This window comes from Enterococcus durans NBRC 100479 = LMG 10746, assembly GCF_001544215.1.
GTDB classification, from domain to species: Bacteria; Bacillota; Bacilli; order Lactobacillales; family Enterococcaceae; genus Enterococcus_B; species Enterococcus_B durans.
In genome coordinates this window covers 1-20,014 of the sequence record NZ_BCQB01000007.1, presented here as the reverse complement: position 1 = coordinate 20,014, position 20,014 = coordinate 1, and the positions used below count along the sequence as shown (strand labels likewise).

Genomic DNA, 20,014 nt, shown 5'->3' with positions numbered 1-20,014 from the left:
AAGAATTTAGGAGGTTAACAAGGTGAGCAGAAAAGATCGACATCAATCATCAGAAAATAACGAAACACAAGAACCATGGGAACAACCGATCTATGATACGGAAGATGAATTTTCTTCAAGAAGTTCTCAACGACAACAAAAGAAAGGCAATACATTATTCTTGTCTCTCTTTTTAGTTCTATTAGTTTTATGTATCGCGATTCCAGCAGGAGCTTATTTCTGGATCAGAAACGGTTCAACGAATAGTGCATCAAGTGCATCATCTTCTTCGACAACATCATCATTGGTTGAAAGTTCTTCCACAAAAGAAGAATCTTCGGCTGTAGAATCAAGTAAAGAATCTGAAAGTACTTCTGAGAGTCAAGCAGCAGTGGAAACTACTCCTTCAAGCAGCAGTGTTAGTCAAGGAGAAGCAACTCCTTCTTCATCTGTTGTAGATCAAGAGGAAGTACAACCTTCAAGTAGTGCGGCGGCTGAAACGACACCATCTTCTTCATCTACTGCGCCAGCAGGTTCAACTACAACGGTCCAATCAGGTGAAGGTCCTAAACAAGTTGCAGAGCGTGCAGGTATTACGATCGATCAACTGTTTGAATTAAATGGGATCGATCCAAACAACTACTTCCTTTACCCAGGACAAGAGTTACGAATTAAATAATCATGAGACATGTTAGAAAAAGAGTCATCTGATACTCAAGACTCTTTTTCTACAGTCTCTTTTTGTATGAAGGTAGATAAAAAAAGAGTGCATCCATGAAGTTGTTTGCACTGTTGACTGTAAAAAAAGAAGGCGCAGTGACTTTGGTCGCAGCCCCTTCTTTTTTGAGAAAAGGGAGTTAGAAAATGACAAGAATCAGTATTGCAATAGACGGACCTGCTTCTTCAGGAAAAAGTACTGTTGCGAAAATTTTAGCAAAAGATTTCAACTATATTTATACTGATACAGGAGCAATGTATCGCGCAGTGACCTATCTGGCTATAACTCATCAGATTGCTTTTTCAGACGAAACGAAGTTAGTAGAATTATTGGATCACTATCCGATTTCTTTTAGTCAAGAAATTGATGGGCAGCATGTATGGGTAGCAGACGAAGATGTTACAACAGCTATCCGTCAACCAGATGTGACTCGAGCTGTTTCGGAAGTTTCAGCACATAAAAAGCTGCGTGAAGCGTTAGTGGCGATCCAACGTCAAATTGCTAAAGACGGAGGAGTCGTGATGGATGGACGTGACATCGGAACTTCAGTATTGCCACAGGCAGAAGTGAAGATCTTTTTAGTTGCCAGTGTCACTGAACGAGCACAGCGACGATATAAAGAGAATCTCGAAAAAGGAATCCCTACAGATTTAGCGACATTGACGGAAGAGATCCAAGCACGCGACCATTATGATTCCACCAGAAAAGCATCTCCATTGAAACAAGCAGAAGATGCAGTTCGAATCGATACTACTGGTAAATCGATCCCGCAAGTCGTGCAAGCAATCAAAGATGTAGTCAACGAAAAAGGCTATCGTTTGTAAAAAAATGAAAAATTACGAAAATTCCGCTTTTTTTAGAGTAAAACAAACGAAATCGCTTTATTTTTTTTAAATAATCAATTAAACTTAAAGCAGTACCGTGGTTACGGCAGAATGTTGGTTAGGAGGACAAGTGTTATGACAGAATTTGAACAAAATCAAACAGATAGCAATCAATCGATGGAAGATGCAATGAATAGCGTCCAAGAAGTAAATGTCGGTGATGTTGTCAAAGGCGAAGTGTTAGTAATCGAAGACAAACAAGTGGTTGTAGGGATCGAAGGGGCTGGAGTAGAAGGCGTCATTCCTGCAAAAGAGTTGTCAACTTCACCTGTCGAAGAAATCAACGATATAGTAAAAGTTGGAGATGTCTTGGATCTAGTTGTTATCAGTACGATTGGCAAAGATAAAGAAAACGGGAGCTATTTACTTTCCAAACGTCGTTTAGATGCAAAAAAAGTATGGGAAGATATCGAAAAAGATTTCCAAGCTGGAAATGTGATCGAAGCACCAGTGACAAACGTCGTGAAAGGCGGATTGGTCGTTGATGTAGGCGTTCGTGGCTTTGTACCAGCTTCAATGGTGGAAGACCATTTTGTTGCTGATTTTTCAGAATACAAAGGGCAAACGTTGACGTTCAAAATCGTTGAAATCGAACCTTCAGAAAATCGCTTGATCCTTTCACATAAAGCAGTTGTCGAAACTGAAAAAGAAGAGAAGAAAAAAGCAGTTTTAGCAAATATTCATGAAGGCGACACGATCGATGGTCGTGTAGCACGTCTTACTGATTTTGGTGCTTTCGTTGACTTAGGCGGAATCGATGGACTAGTCCATGTATCTGAGATTTCTCATAGCCATGTTGCTAAACCAAGTGATGTCTTAGCTGTAGGCGATGAAGTAACAGTGAAAGTACTATCTATCAACCCAGAACAGGAACGTGTATCATTATCAATCAAAGATACGTTGCCTGGACCTTGGTCAGATATCGAAGAAAAAGCGCCAGCTGGATCAGTCTTAGACGGTAAAGTGAAGCGTTTGACAAGTTTTGGTGCCTTTGTGGAAGTATTCCCTGGGGTAGAAGGACTTGTTCACATTTCTCAAATCTCACACAAACATATCGCTACACCTCATGAAGTTCTTCATGAAGGCGATGATGTGAAAGTGAAAGTGCTAGAAGTAAATCCTGAAGAGCATCGTATTGCTCTTAGCATCAAAGCTTTAGAAGAAAAACCAGCTTCTGAAGAAGAACCTAAAGATGTAGAATCTTATGAATTGCCAGAAGAAAATACTGGATTTACAATGGGAGATCTTTTAGGGGATGCATTAAAAGAAGAAGTAGAAGGAAACACATCAGACGATTCAGAAAAATAATCGTATCGTTTGGTAAAATCAAAAGCAAGCGGATCGAAAATCTTAAAAAGGTTTTTGATTCGTTTTTTGTTTTTGATGGTTGTTTGAAGTTAGGGGGAAGTAGCGGAAATAGTAAATATGAATCCGTAACTTCGAGAGAACTTTTTAGTATAGTAGGCTAGAATAGACTTTTTTTTGATTGTAACTTTCAAATAGGACAGGTTTTACGATCAAAAAGCTGTTTTTGCCTGAAAGGAAGATAAATACTTTGTTTATTTGTCAGTCTATGCTTGAAAGTTAGTGAGACATTCGTTAAACTGAATAAGATTGGAAACTTGTGAGGAGGAAATAACTATGGCAAATCCAACAATTGCAATCGTTGGCCGCCCGAACGTCGGTAAGTCTACGATTTTTAACCGCATCGCTGGTGAGCGTATCTCGATTGTCGAAGATACTCCTGGAGTAACTCGCGATCGCATTTACGCAAAAGGTGAATGGTTAGGTCGTGAGTTTAGCGTGATCGATACAGGTGGGATCGATTTAGGTGATGAACCATTTATGGATCAGATCAAACACCAAGCTGAGATCGCCATCGAAGAGGCGGATGTGATCATCTGTGTGGTTAGTGGACGTGAAGGTGTCACTGATGCGGATGAGGTCGTTGCAAAAATATTATATCGTAGTAACAAACCAGTGATATTAGCTGTTAACAAAGTAGATAATCCTGAAATGAGAAATGACATCTATGAGTTCTACTCATTAGGGTTAGGCGATCCATACCCAGTATCTGGGAGCCATGGATTAGGTATTGGTGATATCTTGGATGAGGCAGTGAAATTCTTTTCTGATGAGAATGAAGAGGAAGATGATGATACGATCAAGTTTAGTCTGATTGGTCGTCCAAACGTCGGTAAGTCTTCTTTGATCAATGCAATCTTGGGAGAAGATCGTGTCATTGTTTCTGATATTGAAGGAACTACACGTGATGCAATCGATACGCACTTTGTATCAGAAAATGGTCAAAAATTCTTGATGATCGATACCGCTGGGATGAGAAAGCGCGGAAAAGTCTACGAAAATACTGAGAAATACAGTGTGATGCGTGCGATGCGTGCCATCGATCGTTCTGATATTGTTTTGATGGTATTGAACGCAGAAGAAGGAATCCGCGAACAAGATAAACGAGTAGCGGGCTATGCTCATGAAGCTGGCCGTGGTGTGATCATTGTGGTAAATAAATGGGATCTTGTCGAGAAAGAAACGAATACGATGCGTGATTTTGAACAAGAAATCCGCGAAGAATTCCGCTATCTCGATTATGCACCGATCGTTTTTGTTTCTGCAGTCACAAAGCAACGCCTTGAACGTTTGCCTGAAATGATTGAAGATGTAAGCATGAATCAAAACTTACGGGTATCATCTGCTGTTCTTAATGATATCATCATGGATGCAGTGGCCATCAATCCGACACCAACGGATAAAGGAAAACGTTTAAAAATCTTCTATGCAACTCAAGTAGCTGTTAAGCCACCGACCTTCGTTGTTTTTGTCAATGAAGAAGAGTTGATGCACTTTTCTTATGAACGTTTCTTAGAAAACCAAATTCGAAAAGCATTTACCTTTGAAGGGACATCGATTCGCATCATTCCTAGAAGAAGAAAATAGGCATTTTAACACATCAAGTAGAATTTTTCAAAAAAAATAGTTGGTTTTAAATATTACGTTTTCATGACTAAAAAAAGCATGTGAAAATTGGTAAAAACCTTGCTATTAAGCGGTTCATATGATATCGTGATAACAGAATATTGAACTTGATCAATATTTCTTTTAAACTTCTGGACCACTCAGAATGTTTTTAACTAAACTGATGTTTTACATCATATCTCTTGTGGAGGAGGTGAATCTATCCATGGCAAACAAAGCAGAATTAATCGAAAAAGTTGCTTCAGCTACTGACTTAACTAAAAAAGATGCAACTGCAGCAGTAGATGCTGTATTTTCAACTATTCAAGATGCTTTAGCTAACGGCGAAAAAGTTCAATTAATCGGTTTTGGCAACTTTGAAGTTCGCGAACGCGCAGCTCGTAAAGGACGTAACCCACAAACTGGTGAAGAAATCGAAATCCCAGCTAGCAAAGTACCTGCATTCAAACCAGGTAAAGCATTGAAAGATGCTGTTAAATAAGACAGCTAAAAAGCACTTGTAGCTCTCATGCTACAGGTGCTTTTCTTTATACATGACGTGGCTTAAGCATAAAAAAATGAAAAAGGCTCCTCGTTCGCTCTCATGAATTGTAGGAACTAGTCAAGTTTCGTGGAGCGGATCTTTTTACAACTTAGCCCATAGTGTTCAAAGACCAACTCCTTGAAATAAGTCTGAATTTTTCAAAACATGGAGAGCTGTTTCGAAAAAATCCATTCTTATTGTCGGCGGAGCTGAACTGTCTTTTCACAACCTTATCCACGGTGTTCAAGAAGCAACTCCTCAGCAATAAGCTCTAGATTTCCAAAATATGAGAAGCTATTTTAGAAATCCAGTTCTTATTTGCTCGGAGCTGTACGCTTCTTTCACAACCTTTATCCACGGTGTTCAAAGGCTTGCATCTTCAACAATAAGCCTAAACAGATGAAAAACATGAGAAGCTGTTTTTCTCTGTTCATTCTTATTGCTTGATGCAGAACAGCCTTTTCACAACCTTTATACATATCTTATCCTTTTTCGTTTTTACTTACTAATGGTAAAATAAGGTAAAGGAGGGATGCACATGGAATTGGATTATGAGTTGCATGGTGAAATAGCTAAAATCTTTTATGCAGAAACTTTAGTTAGTCAGTTAAAGTCTATGAAGATCGAGCAATCTGTGCTGTTTTTGACGAATCAGCGGTATTATGACTTATTTGCTGATAAAATCAATCAGTTGTTTGTGAATCCTCGTAAGATTGATTGGTACATCTGTGCAAACACGCAATGCAATCATTTGATTGAATTAAGCAATCTACTTACTTTTGCCAAACGTTATCCTGAAAATGAAGCATTCCTCATTATCGGTTTTGGAAATGAAGGGATCATGGACTTGGCTGGCTTTTTTCAAAAACATACACCGCTGGAATCGAAGCTATGGCTTATTCCGGTATCTATTCGCTCGATGGCTCGGGCATTGACGCCAGAGCGAATCATTTTACAGCTGCCTAACCAAGTTGTTCTTCAAACGCAGACCCTCCCAGAACGAATCGTCTACGATCAAACCATCAGTGAAAAACAAATCAGTGGCAAACAAATCGATTTTTTGACTTTTGTTTTTTGTGGGATCCTATGTGATCACTCATTTTTACAGACATTATATAAAAATTATCCAACTACGCAGCAGTTATACCATCGACCGTTTACTGGGATGTTGGAAGAAATGATCTATTTTTATCAAGAAGAGGCTGACAAACTCGCAAATTATGGTAAACTGTTTGAACAAGCTTTTTATTTGTCAGAAAACGGGCATTTATTATCTGCCAGTATGAAAAAATTGCTAGGGATGCTTTTCCAACTTGTTTGGAACGTAGAGATCACAAATATGCCTTTTCAATTAAAAAATTTCTTTATATGGTTAAAGCATCTCAATTATCCAATCGATTGGCCAGAGCAGCTATCGAAAACGGATTATTTAGAAAATGTTCTGCAATTAGCTGAAAAAAGCAAAAAAATTCTCATTTTGGAAGAAATCGGTATAATAGGTGGTTACCAATCACCAACTGAGAAAGAATTATTGAAAACTATGGCAACTTACGAAAAGATTGTCAATGAGATAAGAGGGATTAAATGAATACAAATAGTGAAAAGATGCTACAAGCATTATCAGAGGAAGACTTAACGCAAGCACAGCTATATCTAGCACAGGCTCTAAAAGAAGATCCAGCAGATGTATTAGCTGAATTGGGAGAAGAATTATTAGCACTCGGTTTCTTAGAAGAAGCGAAACAAATCTATGAGCAGTTACTCGTACAATATCCTGAAAATGACGAGTTGAATATTCCATTAGCGGAGATTGCGATCGAAGACAATGAGATCGATCAAGCGTTTGATTATTTAGAACGAATTTCTAAAGACAGTGAATATTACCCACAAGCTTTATTAGCGATTGCTGATCTATATCAAGTAATTGGCATACCAGAGGTCAGTGAAGCAAAATTGAAGGAAGCAGCAGTGTTATTACCAGAAGAACCGCTGATCCAATTTGCTTTAGCAGAACTTTATTTTTCAGTTGATCGTTTTAAAGAAGCAGCAATGATCTATGAACGTCTGCTATCTTCTGACATAGATGAAATCTCTGGTATTTCTATGCAAGAACGCATGGGTCAATCGCTTAGCATGCAAGGAGAATTTGAAGCGGCGATCGAACCATTAGAGAAAGCACTCCAAGAGGAACGAACAGATGACCGTCTTTTCCAACTTGCTTTTACAAATCTTCAACTAAAAGAAAATGAAAAAGCCATCAATTATCTCCAAGAGTTGCGAGAAGTCAATCCGCAATATCAGTCTTTATATCTTTATTTAGGACAAGCATTACAGGAAGAAGAACTGATTGAAGAGGCTCAAAAAGTTTTAGAAGAAGGAATAAAGGAAAATCCATATCAAGTAGAACTTTATCATTTGGCATCAGAGAATGCGTTTCGACTTCATGATAAAGAAAAGGCTGAAAAGCTGCTGTTAGAAGCGCTTGAGTTAGGAGAAAAACAAGATGAAACGTTATTGACGTTAAGTAATCTTTATCTAGATGATGAAAGATATGAAGATGTGATCGAAGTCGTGAACCAGATGGAGGAAACAGCTAATCCTTATGCAGAATGGAATCTAGCCCATGCGTATAATGAACTAGAAGATTTCGCTGTAGCGGCTGTCCATTATGAACAAGCGTATCATGAACTAGAACATGAACCAGACTTTCTGAAAGAGTATGCCTTTTTCTTACGTGAGGAAGGACAACTAGAGCGAACACGAGAATTACTTACCCATTATTTAGAACATGAACCTGGAGATTTGGAGGCACTGTCAGTCTTAGATGATCTAGCAGAGAGGTGAGAAAGATGCTGATAGATGTAAGAGAAAAAAAGAATTTTTTGACTTGGATGGTGAATCACGTCTCTTTTAGTCGAAGGGAAGTTTTTTGGATCTTAAATTATTTAGCAAACCATGAAGCGATATTGAGTAATGTTCACTTCGTGGAGGGAGCCAACCAAGCAAACCGCGGCTTACAGATTAGTGATCTGTCTTTCGATGGGGAACCAATGAAGCTGTTTTTGGAAGGAAAAGAATTTACCGATACAGATCAAATTTTTCATGAGATCCGTTTGAATTGGAAAAGACCATTATATGTAGAATGCTTATTTGAGAATGCGTGGCAAACACGAGAGTATTTAATGATATTGGAAGATAATCCTTTTGCTTCATGGGATGATTCGATCAGTGAAGAAGATGCAGAATTGATCGAACATTACTTTAAAGAAAAAGAGCAAGAAGCACGGTTGAAGATGCTCTATGCACAAATCGATCAAGCATTAGAAAAAAAAGACAAAGATGCATTTCTTGCATTGTCAGATGAGGTCAATCGGCTCATTCTCAAAAATAGTTCGGAAATGAGCGAGCAGACACGAGAACGTCCGTAACAAGGCGTAAAAAAGTATTTTAAAACCCCGTATTTCCAAAGTCAGGAAATACGGGGTTTTTTTGATGGGCGAAATCAGGCAGTTTGGTTATTATAATCGCTTCAACAATTTTGTTTGAGGTTTAAGATAAGTGAACCCTTCTCCTTCTACTTCATGGACGTTGATCACAGAAACAAATGCTTTTTCATCAATATCATGGATGATTCGCTTCACTTCGGTTATTTCACTTGAACTAACGACGATGTAGATGATTTTCTTCGACTGTCCAGAAAAACCACCTTCACCAGATAAAAACGTCACACCACGTTCTAAACCCGTCATAAGGAGTGGCGCAATCTCTTCATTTTTATTCGATACGACCAAGATTCCCTTAGCAGCGTAGCCACCGTCTAAAATCGAATCAATGACTCGACTAAATACGTAAGAGACGATCAAGGTGTACATCATTCGTTTTAGATCAATATAGGAAAGGGAAGCAAGTAGGACAATGACATCTAGCGCCAACAACGAACGCCCCATGGAGATGCCATAATTTTTTTCTAAGATCCGTGCGATGATATCACTACCACCGGTTGTTCCACCCATCCGATAAACGAGACCGCTACCGATACCAGCAACTAATCCAGCAAGTAACGATACGATCAGCAGATCATGTTGCAGATTGATCTGTAAAGGTACACGTTGCCAGATCCAAAGAAATGCAGACAGTGAGAGCGTACCTAAGACGGTGTAAGCCAAGGAACGTTTACCGAGGATCTTACCACCGATAAGGATCAACGGTATATTGATAAATAAGGTAGAATAGGCGGGGTCAATCCCAAAAAGTGCTTTAAGTATCAAGGTGATACCTGATACACCGCCTTCTGCTAATTGATTAGCGATATTCAAATAAACTAAACCAAAAGCATAGATGCTTGTCCCGATAATGATAAGCACTATCTCTTTGATTGTTTTTAATGAAGTCATCAAATCCCTACTTTCAAATGATTAATTTTTCAAAATATTTCAACTTTTTACATTTCCTTACATAATGTAGCATGGAATATTCATTTTCACAATTGCTCTTGCCTAGGATTTGGCAGAAAATTTTGGTAAGATAGTGTGTGAGGTGAAACAGATGAGTGACGAACGTTCATTAAAAAGTATGCAAAAAGAAGTAGATGACTATATCCAACAATTCAAGGTGGGCTATTTTTCACCGCTGGCGCAGATGGCTCGATTAACCGAAGAAGTAGGCGAACTAGCACGAGAAGTGAACCATACATATGGAGAAAAAAGTAAAAAGGCCTCTGAACCTGACAATTCTGTTGCGGAAGAATTAGGAGATGTATTATTTGTGACGATGATCATGGCGAATTCTTTAGAAATAGATCTAACAGAGATCTTTGAAAAGAATATGGCGAAATTCAATCAACGAGATCATGATCGATTTGAACGAAATGAAGAGAAATAAGAGACACGGAAGAGGGAAAATGATGAAATTAAAAGAATTACCACAGGAGTATGAAAAAGCCATCCCAGTATTGAAAAAACTAGAGAATGCAGGTTTTGAAGCATATTTTGTGGGAGGAAGTGTCAGAGATACCCTTTTGAAACAAAACATTCATGATGTGGATATCGCTACAAGCGCATTTCCAGAAGAAATCAAACAACTTTTCCCGAAAACAATCGATATTGGTATCGAACATGGAACAGTGTTGGCTCTAGTTGACGATGAGCAATACGAAATCACCACCTTTCGTACGGAATCGACGTATCAGGACTATAGAAGACCTGATAGTGTTGAATTTGTCCGTTCATTGGAAGAAGATCTCAAGCGACGGGATTTTACCATCAATGCATTTGCTTTAAAGGAAGATGGACAAATCATTGATTTGTTTGACGGACTATCTGATTTAGAGAACCAGGTCCTTCGAGCTGTGGGAAACCCCCATGAACGATTCCATGAAGATGCGTTGCGCATGATGCGTGGCTTGAGATTTGTTAGCCAGTTAGGATTCGAACTTGAGGCAGAGACGGCGCTAGCAATTCAAGAAAACCATCATCTATTAGAAAAAATCTCTGTAGAACGTATCAATGTCGAGTTTGTCAAGATGTTGCTAGGACAAGAGCGTTCGGCAGGACTTCGTGCCTTTGTTGAAACAGAATGCTACGTTTATTGTCCAGGACTGAAGGAATATGGTGAAGCATTATTGCGTTTCGCTGATTTACCTAAAAAAACGTTGAGAACAGAAAGTCAGGCATGGACATTGCTGATCGATCAATTAGGTCTTGAAGAAAAAGAAATCCGTTCATTTTTAAAACAATGGAAATGTTCCAATCAGATGATCAAAGAGGTCCAGTTATTAGTATATGGATTGAAACAACGTAAACAGCACTTTTTAGAGGCACTTGATTTATACCGTTTGGGAAGAGAATCCGCTTTGAACGTAGAGGAGCTGATCGGCTATTTTGCTGAAACACCTGAGTTGCAGCAAGTGACGGCAAATTATGATAAGCTTCCTATCAAATCGTTAAGTGAACTTTCTATTGATGGAAATCTATTGTTAGAAACAAGTCAAAAAAAGCCTGGAAAATGGGTAAGTGAAGCGTTGCAATTAGCTGAACGTGGCGTTATTACAGGAGCAGTTGCTAACGACAAAGATGAACTACTTGTTTATTTGAAAGAGCAAAATATAGGGATCTGACAATTCAAAGGTATTGCTCACGAGTGTGGGACAAAAGTAAGAAACACTTTTGTCTCATTCTTTAAAAACGAATAAACGGTGGGAGTAGAAGCAACTCCTTCTTAAATAAGCCGAAATCCACAAAAATTTGAAAAGCAATTTTCGTTGATTTCTTCTTATTTCTCGGAGTTAAACGCTTCTGTCCCAGCCTTATTCCTGTAGAGGATTTTCTGGTAAAAAACGTTAGATGTGACCATGAAGCGATGTTTATGCTAAACTAAAGATGAACCAGAATAAATGACGTCAAAAAGGGGATTTTTTAATGAGTAAAGAAATGACAGCGCTAAAATTTTATTTCCGAAACGGCGAAACTTGGACAATCAACCGTCGTCATATCGGGGACTTGTGGATCAAACAAATTACAACTAGCTTTGGTCGGATCAACGGCAGTGAGTTCATGGAGATCCATCCATGTGCTGGATTTAAAATCGAAATCTTCCATGAAGGGGATTCAGTAGCAACGCATGATATCAATTTGGGCGGACTTGAGATGGGAATGTTCAATCGCGCATTGAAATATGAAGATATCGAACGCATGGAAATCCTATACCGTAATGGTACACCAGACCTTGTTTATTTCCCATACCTTGATAAAGGAACAGAAGGTCTAGATAATCAATATCAATCAACAAAAATCAGTGAAAAAACAGGCAATCTTTATATCGTAATCAATCCAGAGCAACGAGTAGACGATGTTTATGGAGAATTTTTTGAATAGATCCGTCATGTAAGCCGGACGATCATAAGCCAAGAAGGGGAGGACAGTCGCGTATAAATGTCCATTTTCTTGGCTTTTTTTCTGTACTTGTTATTTTATGTTTTTTGGAATAGAATAAGCTTCGGAAATTGAAGCAAACTTATGAACAGCTAAAAGTATAGAATAGTTTAAGAGAAACTTGGTTGTTTTTCATTTACACTAGCTTTTGTTATAATGGTAAAAGTTTGTATATAGGAGATCTTAAAAATGAGAGAGAGTTTTGAACAACAAAAAAAATTGTTGTATGATCGTTACGGCGTATTTTCAATGGAAGATCGTCGTCAAATTCTTTGTAAGTTGCGTAAAAGAAATATACTCATGTACCGCCAGTTAGAGCGCTTGAAACATGATCTATTGCGTTTGGAATCCAAACGCGTACAGTGTGAACTGGAAGGGAATGCGATTCAAGTCGAAGCGGTAGAAAATAAAATATTGAAAAAGAAAGAACAATTTCTGAAGGTACTTGCTCAAAATAAAAAATAAAGGGGATGGACCATGGAATTTGCAGAGTTAGTTATTGTATTTGCAGTAACGATTACGCTATCTAATATAGCTAGCCGCATCTTACCAATGATTCCAGCTCCACTGATACAAATATTCCTAGGAATTGTCTTAGGCTTGACTAAATGGGGGCAATCCATCAATTTTGAACCGGAATTATTTCTGGTCATGATCATTGCCCCGTTGCTATTTAGAGAAGGTGAAAAAGCAGATATCTCCTCGATACTTAAAAACTTCGATACGATTTTGTTTTTAGCTTTCGGTGGTGTGATTTTGACACTGGTCGGAGTTGGAGTGACCTTATCTTTTCTATTACCAAGTGTCCCGATTGCCGCTTGTTTTGCTTTTGGCGCAGCACTCGGTCCGACCGATGCTGTAGCAGTCAGTTCATTGTCTGGACGAGTAAATATCCCTAAAAAGGCGATGCACATTTTGGAAGGCGAAGGATTGCTGAATGACGCATCTGGCGTTACCGCGTTTCAATTTGCGTTAGCTGCTTTGATCACCGGTTCATTTTCAGCAGTCCATGCTGGATTTAGTTTAGTGATATCAAGTATAGGCGGAGCAGTTGTAGGTTTCTTACTTGTGTGGGTCAAAAGAAAAGTCATCAACTTGATTGAGAAAGCTTCGGCTAGGGATGTCACAGGCTATTTATTGATTGAATTGTTATTGCCATTTTTAGCGTATGTTTTAGCAGAAGTATTTGATGTTTCAGGAATTATTGCCGCAGTGGCAGCCGGAATACTACAGGCTTCCGGTTTTAGAAAAATCACGGTGTTTGATGCAGAATTATCGAGTTTATCCAATAGTACATGGACAACGATTGCCTTTACCCTTAATGCGTTAGTGTTCATTTTTCTAGGGATCGAACTTACACAAGTCTTTTCACCTGTTTGGGGAGATGGTGTCTATCCAAACGGCTTGCTCCTAGCAACGATTTTGTTGATTTCTGTTATCTTGTTTGTGATCCGTTTTGTATCGATCAGCCTCTTTTATATCTTCAAAGATGGTTTTGAAAATTGTAAAAAACAGTTGAATGAAATATTGATCTTGACGTTTGGTGGAGTAAAAGGAACAGTGAGTTTAGCAACGATCTTTATCCTGCCTTTTTCGATCAATAACATGATGTTCTACCAACGATCGTTACTTTTGTTTTTGACCGCCGGAGTGATCTTGGTTACTCTGATCGTGGGTATCGTTGTGTTACCAATGTTGACTGAAACAGAAGAAGCGAAAAGCACGGATCTGAATGCATTGATGATCTTAGAAGAAGTTGTTGCCATATTGAAATCTGAAATGAAACAATTAGACAAGGATTCCAAAGAATTTTTAGCGACAGATGCGGTGATCGAAAACTATCAGGAACGGATTCGTGATTTATATTTAGCAGATCTTTCTGACGATGAGAAACAAGAAGTACAGGAGATCCAAGCACTCATACTATCGATCGAACGTGACGGATTAGATGAAAGTTTTCGTTCAGGAAAGCTTTCTGCTAATGGCTATCGTTTTTATTCTCGTTTTCTTTCGAACTTCGAGCACTCGATCACTAGTCAATTTCTCTCATTCATTGGTTTTTGGTTTATCTTCGTTCGTCGATTGATCCGGATCATTTTGCATCCTAAGATGTTCTGGGAACGACGCCATTCTGATCGACAAACATTTATTTCAGAAAAAGATATACAGGAAATCCGAAATACCTATCAAAAAAATACACAATTGATCATTGAAAGTTTAGAAAACTTAACAGATGTTTACGATGAAACAATGGTTGATTTTTTTATTCAACAAAGAAAAATCCAAGGAATCAAAATGGTTTCAGGAAATCTTATTTCAGCGTGGCTGATCCAACAAGATAGTCTGTTTTCAAAAAGGATGCTGCGAGGCTATTACCTTGAACGTAAAATCGTTGATGAGTATGAAGAAGCAGAAAAGATAACGACATTTTCTGCGAACATTTACCGTAAAAATATCAACTTATTAGAATCCTATACAATGAATAAACCAACCGATAATTTTTCGTTTAGATTTGCTTTAAGAAAGAGGAGAAAACCTTTATCTGAAGCAGAAATGAACGATAGTAATAAAAAATGAATCTGTTGATTGGCAGCGAATAGTTGAAAACTTTCTTTCGGCTATCCGCTGTTTTTTATACTACGATCTAGACAAAATTGGAATAGTAAAAAGCTAATCCATCGGAAAATAAATGGAAATTCACAAATACTTGAAAAGCGATTTCCATGATTCCCTTTTTATTTCTTGGCGTGAAATATTTCTGTCTCGACCGCTCCTTTTTTATTAGAAAAACATATCTATAAACAAATTGTTTATGATACAATGTCCAAGACGAGGAGGGAATGTATTGAAAGAATTAAAAGTAACTGACCTCAAAAAAACTTATGGAGAAAAAGATTTGTTCGATGGAATCTCGTTTTTGATCCATGAAAAAGATCGTATTGGTCTGATTGGGACAAATGGGACTGGGAAAACAAGTCTACTAAATATTTTAGCGGGAATCGATACAGGTGACGGAGATCGTCAGACTGTTTTTTATCCGAATGATTACCGCATTGGTTATCTTTCGCAAGCATCAGCATTGGATGAAGGATTGACGGTGCTACAAGCTGTTTTTCAAGGGAATAGCCCGATGATCAGTGTAGTAAGAGAATACGAAGAGGCGCTGATTGCTCTGTCTGCAAATGGGGATGATCCAGCAATCCAAAAACGTTACTCAAAAGCCGAAGAACAGATGAACAAAGAAGATGCTTGGACGACTGATACAAATGCTAAAATCATTTTACAGAAATTAGGCATCAGTGAATTAGAGAAAAAAATCGGTGAACTTTCTGGTGGGCAAAAGAAACGCGTAAGTTTAGCTCAAGTATTAATCGATGAACCTGATTTATTATTATTAGATGAACCAACGAACCATCTTGATTATAAAGCAATCGAATGGTTAGAAAATTATCTTAGACAATACCGCGGCGCATTGCTGATGGTCACACATGATCGTTATTTCCTAGACCGCGTGACTAATCGAATCTTTGAACTTGCGTTTGGAAAACTCCACGAATATAAAGGAAATTATGAAGCCTATGTACTAGAAAAGGCAGAAAGAGACCGTGTGGGAGTTGAGCAGGAAGAAAAACGAAAACGTCTTTACAAACAGGAATTAGCTTGGATGCGTGCTGGTGTACAAGCACGGGGAACAAAACAGCAGGCACGGATCAATCGGTTTGAAGACCTCAAAGAAAATCTCTATCAAGTGAATCACGAAGAAGATCTTGAGTTGAATATCGCAACAAAACGTTTAGGGAAAAAAGTATTAGAAATAAAAGACGGTAGCTATGCTATCGATGGCAAACAGCTATTGGATCATTTTGAGTTATTGATCCAATCAAAGGAACGACTAGGGATCACTGGGAAAAACGGTGCTGGAAAATCAACATTACTGAATATCTTAGCTGGCCGTATCCCATTAGACAAAGGAACTCTTTCGGTAGGGGAAACAGTACGTTTCGCTTATTACACGCAGGAAAATGAAGAAATGAATCCTGAAAAACGGATGATTGCTTATTTACAGGAAGCGGCAGAGGAAGCACAAACGGCGGATGGTACGCAGATCGGTGTAGCAGAATTACTCGAACGATTTTTGTTTCCACGATTTATGCATGGAACGTTGATCAAGAAACTTTCTGGTGGCGAAAAACGTCGCTTGTATTTGTTGAAATTATTGATCCAACAACCGAATGTGTTGCTTTTAGATGAACCAACGAATGATTTGGATATTGCGACTTTAACGATTTTAGAAGATTATTTTAGAAGTTTCCCAGGAGCTGTGATCACAGTTTCCCATGACCGTTATTTCTTAGATAAAGTTGCAGAAAAACTGTTGGTGTTCCAAGGAGATGCAAGACAAGAATTATATTATGGAAATATGTCGAGCTACTTGAGCAAACAAAAAGAAGCAGAGCAAACAAGTGACAAAACAAAAAGAAAAATAGAACCAGTAAAAGAAGCGGCAACGAAAAAGAAGCTTTCTTATATGGAACAAAAAGAATGGGAAACGATTGAAGATGAGATCGCTGTACTTGAAGAAAAGATCGACCAACTTCAAGAAGAAATGAATCATCAAGGAGATGATTTTACTCGCTTGCAGGAATTGCAAACGGAGGTTTCACAGACTGAAAGTAAACTAGAAGAAAAGATGGCACGATGGGAATACCTAAGTGAATGGGCAGAAGAATAGGAGGAGTAACATGGAGCAAGCATATCTCGATTTAGGAAGAAAACTACTCGAAGAAGGACATGAAAAAGGCGATCGTACAGGTACAGGTACACGGAGCATATTTGGGTACCAAATGCGGTTTGATCTGCAAAAAGGCTTTCCATTACTGACGACTAAACGTGTTCCTTTCGGATTGATCAAAAGTGAATTGCTGTGGTTTTTAAAAGGAGATACGAATATCCGTTTTCTGTTGCAAAACAATAATCACATTTGGGATGAGTGGGCATTTGAACGTTATGTCAAAAGTGACGAATATCAAGGTCCTGACATGACAGACTTTGGTCATCGAAGTTTGACTGATCCAGTATTCAACGAGCAATACAAAGAACAACATCAGCTATTTTGTGAAAAAGTCTTGACTGACGATGACTTTGCTAGAAAATTTGGCGATCTTGGACACATCTATGGATATCAATGGCGTCATTGGGAAACAAAAGAAGGGGGCTTCATTGATCAAATCAAAGAAGTGATTGAATCAATCAAAAAAACACCCGATTCAAGACGTTTGATCGTTTCAGCATGGAATCCAGAAGACGTACCAAGTATGGCATTACCACCGTGTCATACAATGTTTCAGTTCTACGTTGCTGACGGTCGTCTCAGCTGTCAGTTATACCAACGGAGTGGCGATATCTTTTTAGGCGTACCATTCAATATTGCAAGTTATGCGTTATTGACACATCTGATCGCACATGAAACAGGTCTAGAAGTCGGAGAATTCATCCATACTTTAGGCGATGCACACTTGTATTCCAATCATGTCGAGCAAATGAAAGAACAATTATCACGCGAGGTTCGTGCATTTCCTACATTGAAATTGAACACAGAAAAAGCCTCTGTTTTTGATTTTGATATGGAAGATATCAAAGTAGAAGGGTATGATCCACATCCTTCTATCAAAGCACCTATCGCAGTATAAGGTAGAGAGGATGAGCGTATGTTAGCTGCAATCTGGGCACAAGATGAGAATGGTTTGATTGGAAAAGAGAATAAGCTACCTTGGCGATTACCCAATGATCTGAAATTCTTCAAACAAATGACTGAATCGAACACTCTGGTCATGGGCAGAAAAACGTTTGAAGGAATGGGGAGTCGTCCGCTGCCAAATCGTCACACGATTGTATTGACGCACAATCGGGATTATACAGCAGAAGGTGTAATGGTGATGCATAGTATAGACGAAGTGTTAGCGTATGAGAAGGAAACGGATGGAATTATTTTTATTGCTGGAGGATCAACGATCTACAAGGAATTTCTCCCTTTTTGTACAGTCCTTTATCGTACAGTGATCCATCACACGTTCGAAGGCGATAGCTACTTTCCTACGCTTGACTGGGAGGATTGGTCAATGATCAATGTCAGTCAAGGAGAAACAGATGAAAAAAATCGTTACAATCACCAGTTTGAAACCTATCAAAGAAAAGAAACCCAATCAGAAGAATCTCCCGAATAAAAAAGATGAGCGTGAGGCAAAAGTAAAGAATACTTTTGGCTCACGCTCAAGCATGAATATACGACCGAAACAGAAAGTGACTTTCACAGAGTTCACTGCTTCTGTTTCGGTCTCTTTTTTAGGTATAAAACAAGACTGAAAAGTAAATAAAACCAGCGCCTAACATAACAAAGAGATGCCACACCACATGCATAAAACGAATGGAATGCAAACTATAAAAAAAGGCACCAATGGTATAGGAGAGACCGCCAGCAACTAGCAAAATCACCCCAGTTAGACTTAATGAGTGGTACAAAGGACCCGCTGCCACTACACAGAGCCATCCCATCAAAATATAAATAAGCGTGGAGATTTTTGAGACTCGCTGTTGCTTATGAAGGGTCAATGATTTATAAATGATCCCCAAAATCGCAAATAGCCAGATGGCCCCAAACAAAGTCCAACCTAACCAGCCACGAATACTTATCAAACAAAAAGGAGTATAACTACCAGCAATCAACAGAAAAATAGTGCTGTGATCCAGTACTTGAAAGACTGTTTTTGCCTTCGTGAAAATCAGCGCATGAAACAAGGTAGAAGTCAAAAATAGTAAAATCATCATAGAGCCATAGATGGCATAGGAGACGACATGGACGGATGAATGGAGTCTAGCACCCTTCACTAAAAGAATCGCTAAACCAGCAATACTTAGCCCAGTTCCGATACCATGTGTGACAGCATTGAAGACTTCGTTTAAAATACGATAGGTACGATTGAATTTTGTGTTTTCCATGAAAACGGCTCCTTCCCGAATGTATTTAATGAAAAAACCAGACTTGTCTGTTATACTAAAAAGAGTAATTGCCTTTATTTTAGTTTACCACGAAGAGGGCATCTTGTTAAAGGAAGAGTGAGATAGAATGACAAACGTAAAAATCGTAACAGATTCTTCTTGTACAATCGAAAAAAGTGTGCGAGATAATTTAGATATCCACGTGATGCCGTTAGCGATAATGATCGACGGTGTGGTTTATCCTGATGATGATCAGTTAAGTGGAGAAAAGTTTATGGAAATGATGGCACAAGCAAAGTCATTGCCAAAAACGAGTCAACCACCAATTGGGGAGTTTATTTCGATGTATGATTCTCTTGGAGAAGATGGCAGCGAAGTCATTTCGATCCATATGACAAAAGGATTAAGTGGCACTGTCGAAGCGGCTCGCCAAGCAAGTAATCTAACAAAAACAAAAGTAACGGTGATCGATAGCGACACCACCGACCAAGGGCTGTCCTTTCAAGTAATTCGAGCAGCTGAATTAGCAAAAGAAGGAAAATCGGCAGAAGAAATTCTAAAAGAAGTCCAAAAAGTGCAAGAAAATACAACACTTTATATTGGAATATCTACTTTAGACAATTTGGTCAAGGGTGGCAGAATCAGTCGGACCACTGGGCTACTTTCTAGTGTCTTGAATATCCGCGTTGTCATGAATTTTACCCATGGTGAATTGATCCCAGTTGCAAAAGGCAGAGGCAAAAAGACATTTGATAAATGGTTCAACAATTTGAAAAAAGAACTAAAGGCTTTGCCAAATGTTCGACAAATCGGTATCTCTCATGCTGATGCCGCAGAACTCGCTCAAGAGTTTAAGGAAGGGCTGCAAGAATTGTTCCCAGATATGAATATCCCCGTTCTGCACACAAATCCGGTTATTGCTACGCATACAGGTAAAAACGCTTTTGCGATCATGTATTACGTCGATTAATTTAATTTGAGAGGATAAGACAGG

Annotated in this window: 19 protein-coding genes; 17 read left to right on the top strand and 2 right to left on the bottom strand. The window is 38.6% G+C overall.

Going from position 1 to position 20,014, the window contains the following annotated elements; all coding sequences use genetic code 11:
- Window positions 1-22: 22 nt before the first annotated feature.
- The 8 genes from ED2_RS03235 to ED2_RS03200 all read left to right on the top strand — a co-directional run bounded on the left by ED2_RS03235 (window position 23) and on the right by ED2_RS03200 (window position 8,523).
- Window positions 23-658 carry an SAG1386/EF1546 family surface-associated protein gene (locus tag ED2_RS03235; protein WP_005878571.1) on the top strand — a complete coding sequence of 212 codons (636 nt, stop codon included), beginning with the start codon at window positions 23-25 and terminating at the stop codon, window positions 656-658.
- Window positions 659-843: 185 nt separating this feature from the next.
- Window positions 844-1,521 (top strand): (d)CMP kinase, encoded by a 678-nt coding sequence (cmk, locus tag ED2_RS03230; protein WP_005878569.1) that lies wholly within the window; start codon window positions 844-846, stop codon window positions 1,519-1,521.
- A gap of 135 nt (window positions 1,522-1,656) precedes the next feature.
- Window positions 1,657-2,889, top strand: a complete 1,233-nt coding sequence (gene rpsA / locus ED2_RS03225; RefSeq protein WP_005878568.1) for a 30S ribosomal protein S1 — start codon at window positions 1,657-1,659, stop codon at window positions 2,887-2,889.
- A gap of 333 nt (window positions 2,890-3,222) precedes the next feature.
- Window positions 3,223-4,533: a ribosome biogenesis GTPase Der gene (gene der, locus ED2_RS03220; RefSeq protein ID WP_005878566.1), complete on the top strand. Its 1,311-nt coding sequence runs from the start codon at window positions 3,223-3,225 to the stop codon at window positions 4,531-4,533.
- A gap of 244 nt (window positions 4,534-4,777) precedes the next feature.
- Window positions 4,778-5,053 (top strand): non-specific DNA-binding protein Hbs, encoded by a 276-nt coding sequence (gene hbs / locus ED2_RS03215; RefSeq protein ID WP_002290178.1) that lies wholly within the window; start codon window positions 4,778-4,780, stop codon window positions 5,051-5,053.
- A gap of 580 nt (window positions 5,054-5,633) precedes the next feature.
- Window positions 5,634-6,683, top strand: a complete 1,050-nt coding sequence (locus ED2_RS03210) for a hypothetical protein (protein WP_016176823.1) — start codon at window positions 5,634-5,636, stop codon at window positions 6,681-6,683.
- Window positions 6,680-7,939: a tetratricopeptide repeat protein gene (locus tag ED2_RS03205; RefSeq protein WP_005878560.1), complete on the top strand. Its 1,260-nt coding sequence runs from the start codon at window positions 6,680-6,682 to the stop codon at window positions 7,937-7,939. The genes ED2_RS03210 and ED2_RS03205 overlap by 4 nt, the downstream gene beginning before the upstream one ends.
- Window positions 7,940-7,944: 5 nt before the next feature.
- Window positions 7,945-8,523: a ReoY family proteolytic degradation factor gene (locus ED2_RS03200; RefSeq protein WP_016176822.1), complete on the top strand. Its 579-nt coding sequence runs from the start codon at window positions 7,945-7,947 to the stop codon at window positions 8,521-8,523.
- A gap of 90 nt (window positions 8,524-8,613) precedes the next feature.
- On the opposite strand, the gene ED2_RS03195 is transcribed toward ED2_RS03200, so the two are convergent.
- The gene (locus ED2_RS03195) at window positions 8,614-9,489 is read right to left on the bottom strand and encodes a YitT family protein (protein WP_005878555.1); all 876 of its coding nucleotides are present in this window, start codon (window positions 9,487-9,489) and stop codon (window positions 8,614-8,616) included.
- A gap of 151 nt (window positions 9,490-9,640) precedes the next feature.
- Here ED2_RS03195 and ED2_RS03190 point away from each other — a divergent pair, with 151 nt between their 5' ends.
- From ED2_RS03190 to ED2_RS03155, 8 genes are all read left to right on the top strand, one after another.
- Window positions 9,641-9,976: a nucleotide pyrophosphohydrolase gene (locus ED2_RS03190; RefSeq protein WP_005878553.1), complete on the top strand. Its 336-nt coding sequence runs from the start codon at window positions 9,641-9,643 to the stop codon at window positions 9,974-9,976.
- A 22-nt stretch (window positions 9,977-9,998) separates the two neighbouring features.
- Window positions 9,999-11,210: a CCA tRNA nucleotidyltransferase gene (locus ED2_RS03185; protein WP_005878551.1), complete on the top strand. Its 1,212-nt coding sequence runs from the start codon at window positions 9,999-10,001 to the stop codon at window positions 11,208-11,210.
- A 301-nt stretch (window positions 11,211-11,511) separates the two neighbouring features.
- Complete coding sequence (locus ED2_RS03180) at window positions 11,512-11,967, top strand: hypothetical protein (protein ID WP_005878550.1); 456 nt, start codon at window positions 11,512-11,514, stop codon at window positions 11,965-11,967.
- A gap of 246 nt (window positions 11,968-12,213) precedes the next feature.
- Complete coding sequence (locus ED2_RS03175) at window positions 12,214-12,489, top strand: hypothetical protein (RefSeq protein ID WP_005878548.1); 276 nt, start codon at window positions 12,214-12,216, stop codon at window positions 12,487-12,489.
- A 12-nt stretch (window positions 12,490-12,501) separates the two neighbouring features.
- Window positions 12,502-14,601, top strand: coding sequence for a cation:proton antiporter (locus tag ED2_RS03170; protein ID WP_016176821.1), 2,100 nt, complete (start codon window positions 12,502-12,504; stop codon window positions 14,599-14,601).
- Between the two features lie 268 nt (window positions 14,602-14,869).
- On the top strand, window positions 14,870-16,756 hold the full coding sequence (locus tag ED2_RS03165; RefSeq protein ID WP_060789690.1) for an ABC-F family ATP-binding cassette domain-containing protein: 1,887 nt from the start codon (window positions 14,870-14,872) through the stop codon (window positions 16,754-16,756).
- A gap of 10 nt (window positions 16,757-16,766) precedes the next feature.
- Window positions 16,767-17,714: a thymidylate synthase gene (locus ED2_RS03160; RefSeq protein ID WP_005878543.1), complete on the top strand. Its 948-nt coding sequence runs from the start codon at window positions 16,767-16,769 to the stop codon at window positions 17,712-17,714.
- A gap of 18 nt (window positions 17,715-17,732) precedes the next feature.
- Complete coding sequence (locus ED2_RS03155; RefSeq protein WP_005878541.1) at window positions 17,733-18,248, top strand: dihydrofolate reductase; 516 nt, start codon at window positions 17,733-17,735, stop codon at window positions 18,246-18,248.
- A gap of 118 nt (window positions 18,249-18,366) precedes the next feature.
- Here ED2_RS03155 and trhA read toward each other — a convergent pair whose 3' ends face one another.
- Window positions 18,367-19,020, bottom strand: a complete 654-nt coding sequence (gene trhA, locus ED2_RS03150) for a PAQR family membrane homeostasis protein TrhA (protein WP_005878539.1) — start codon at window positions 19,018-19,020, stop codon at window positions 18,367-18,369.
- 127 nt (window positions 19,021-19,147) lie between these two features.
- On the opposite strand from trhA, the gene ED2_RS03145 reads away from it, so the two are divergent.
- Window positions 19,148-19,990 (top strand): DegV family protein, encoded by an 843-nt coding sequence (locus tag ED2_RS03145; protein ID WP_005878537.1) that lies wholly within the window; start codon window positions 19,148-19,150, stop codon window positions 19,988-19,990.
- The last annotated feature ends 24 nt before the right edge of the window (window positions 19,991-20,014 follow it).

Excerpts from the sequence above, each read along its gene's own strand:
- rpsA (WP_005878568.1), top strand. The coding sequence starts at position 1,657 with ATGACAGAATTTGAACAAAATCAAACAGATAGCAATCAATCGATGGAA.
- cmk (WP_005878569.1), top strand. The coding sequence starts at position 844 with ATGACAAGAATCAGTATTGCAATAGACGGACCTGCTTCTTCAGGAAAA.
- ED2_RS03180 (WP_005878550.1), top strand. The coding sequence starts at position 11,512 with ATGAGTAAAGAAATGACAGCGCTAAAATTTTATTTCCGAAACGGCGAA.
- ED2_RS03195 (WP_005878555.1), bottom strand. The coding sequence starts at position 9,489 with ATGACTTCATTAAAAACAATCAAAGAGATAGTGCTTATCATTATCGGG.
- ED2_RS03190 (WP_005878553.1), top strand. The coding sequence starts at position 9,641 with ATGAGTGACGAACGTTCATTAAAAAGTATGCAAAAAGAAGTAGATGAC.
- hbs (WP_002290178.1), top strand. The coding sequence starts at position 4,778 with ATGGCAAACAAAGCAGAATTAATCGAAAAAGTTGCTTCAGCTACTGAC.
- der (WP_005878566.1), top strand. The coding sequence starts at position 3,223 with ATGGCAAATCCAACAATTGCAATCGTTGGCCGCCCGAACGTCGGTAAG.
- ED2_RS03210 (WP_016176823.1), top strand. The coding sequence starts at position 5,634 with ATGGAATTGGATTATGAGTTGCATGGTGAAATAGCTAAAATCTTTTAT.
- ED2_RS03160 (WP_005878543.1), top strand. The coding sequence starts at position 16,767 with ATGGAGCAAGCATATCTCGATTTAGGAAGAAAACTACTCGAAGAAGGA.
- ED2_RS03205 (WP_005878560.1), top strand. The coding sequence starts at position 6,680 with ATGAATACAAATAGTGAAAAGATGCTACAAGCATTATCAGAGGAAGAC.
- ED2_RS03155 (WP_005878541.1), top strand. The coding sequence starts at position 17,733 with ATGTTAGCTGCAATCTGGGCACAAGATGAGAATGGTTTGATTGGAAAA.
- ED2_RS03145 (WP_005878537.1), top strand. The coding sequence starts at position 19,148 with ATGACAAACGTAAAAATCGTAACAGATTCTTCTTGTACAATCGAAAAA.
- ED2_RS03175 (WP_005878548.1), top strand. The coding sequence starts at position 12,214 with ATGAGAGAGAGTTTTGAACAACAAAAAAAATTGTTGTATGATCGTTAC.
- trhA (WP_005878539.1), bottom strand. The coding sequence starts at position 19,020 with ATGGAAAACACAAAATTCAATCGTACCTATCGTATTTTAAACGAAGTC.
- ED2_RS03185 (WP_005878551.1), top strand. The coding sequence starts at position 9,999 with ATGAAATTAAAAGAATTACCACAGGAGTATGAAAAAGCCATCCCAGTA.
- ED2_RS03200 (WP_016176822.1), top strand. The coding sequence starts at position 7,945 with ATGCTGATAGATGTAAGAGAAAAAAAGAATTTTTTGACTTGGATGGTG.
- ED2_RS03170 (WP_016176821.1), top strand. The coding sequence starts at position 12,502 with ATGGAATTTGCAGAGTTAGTTATTGTATTTGCAGTAACGATTACGCTA.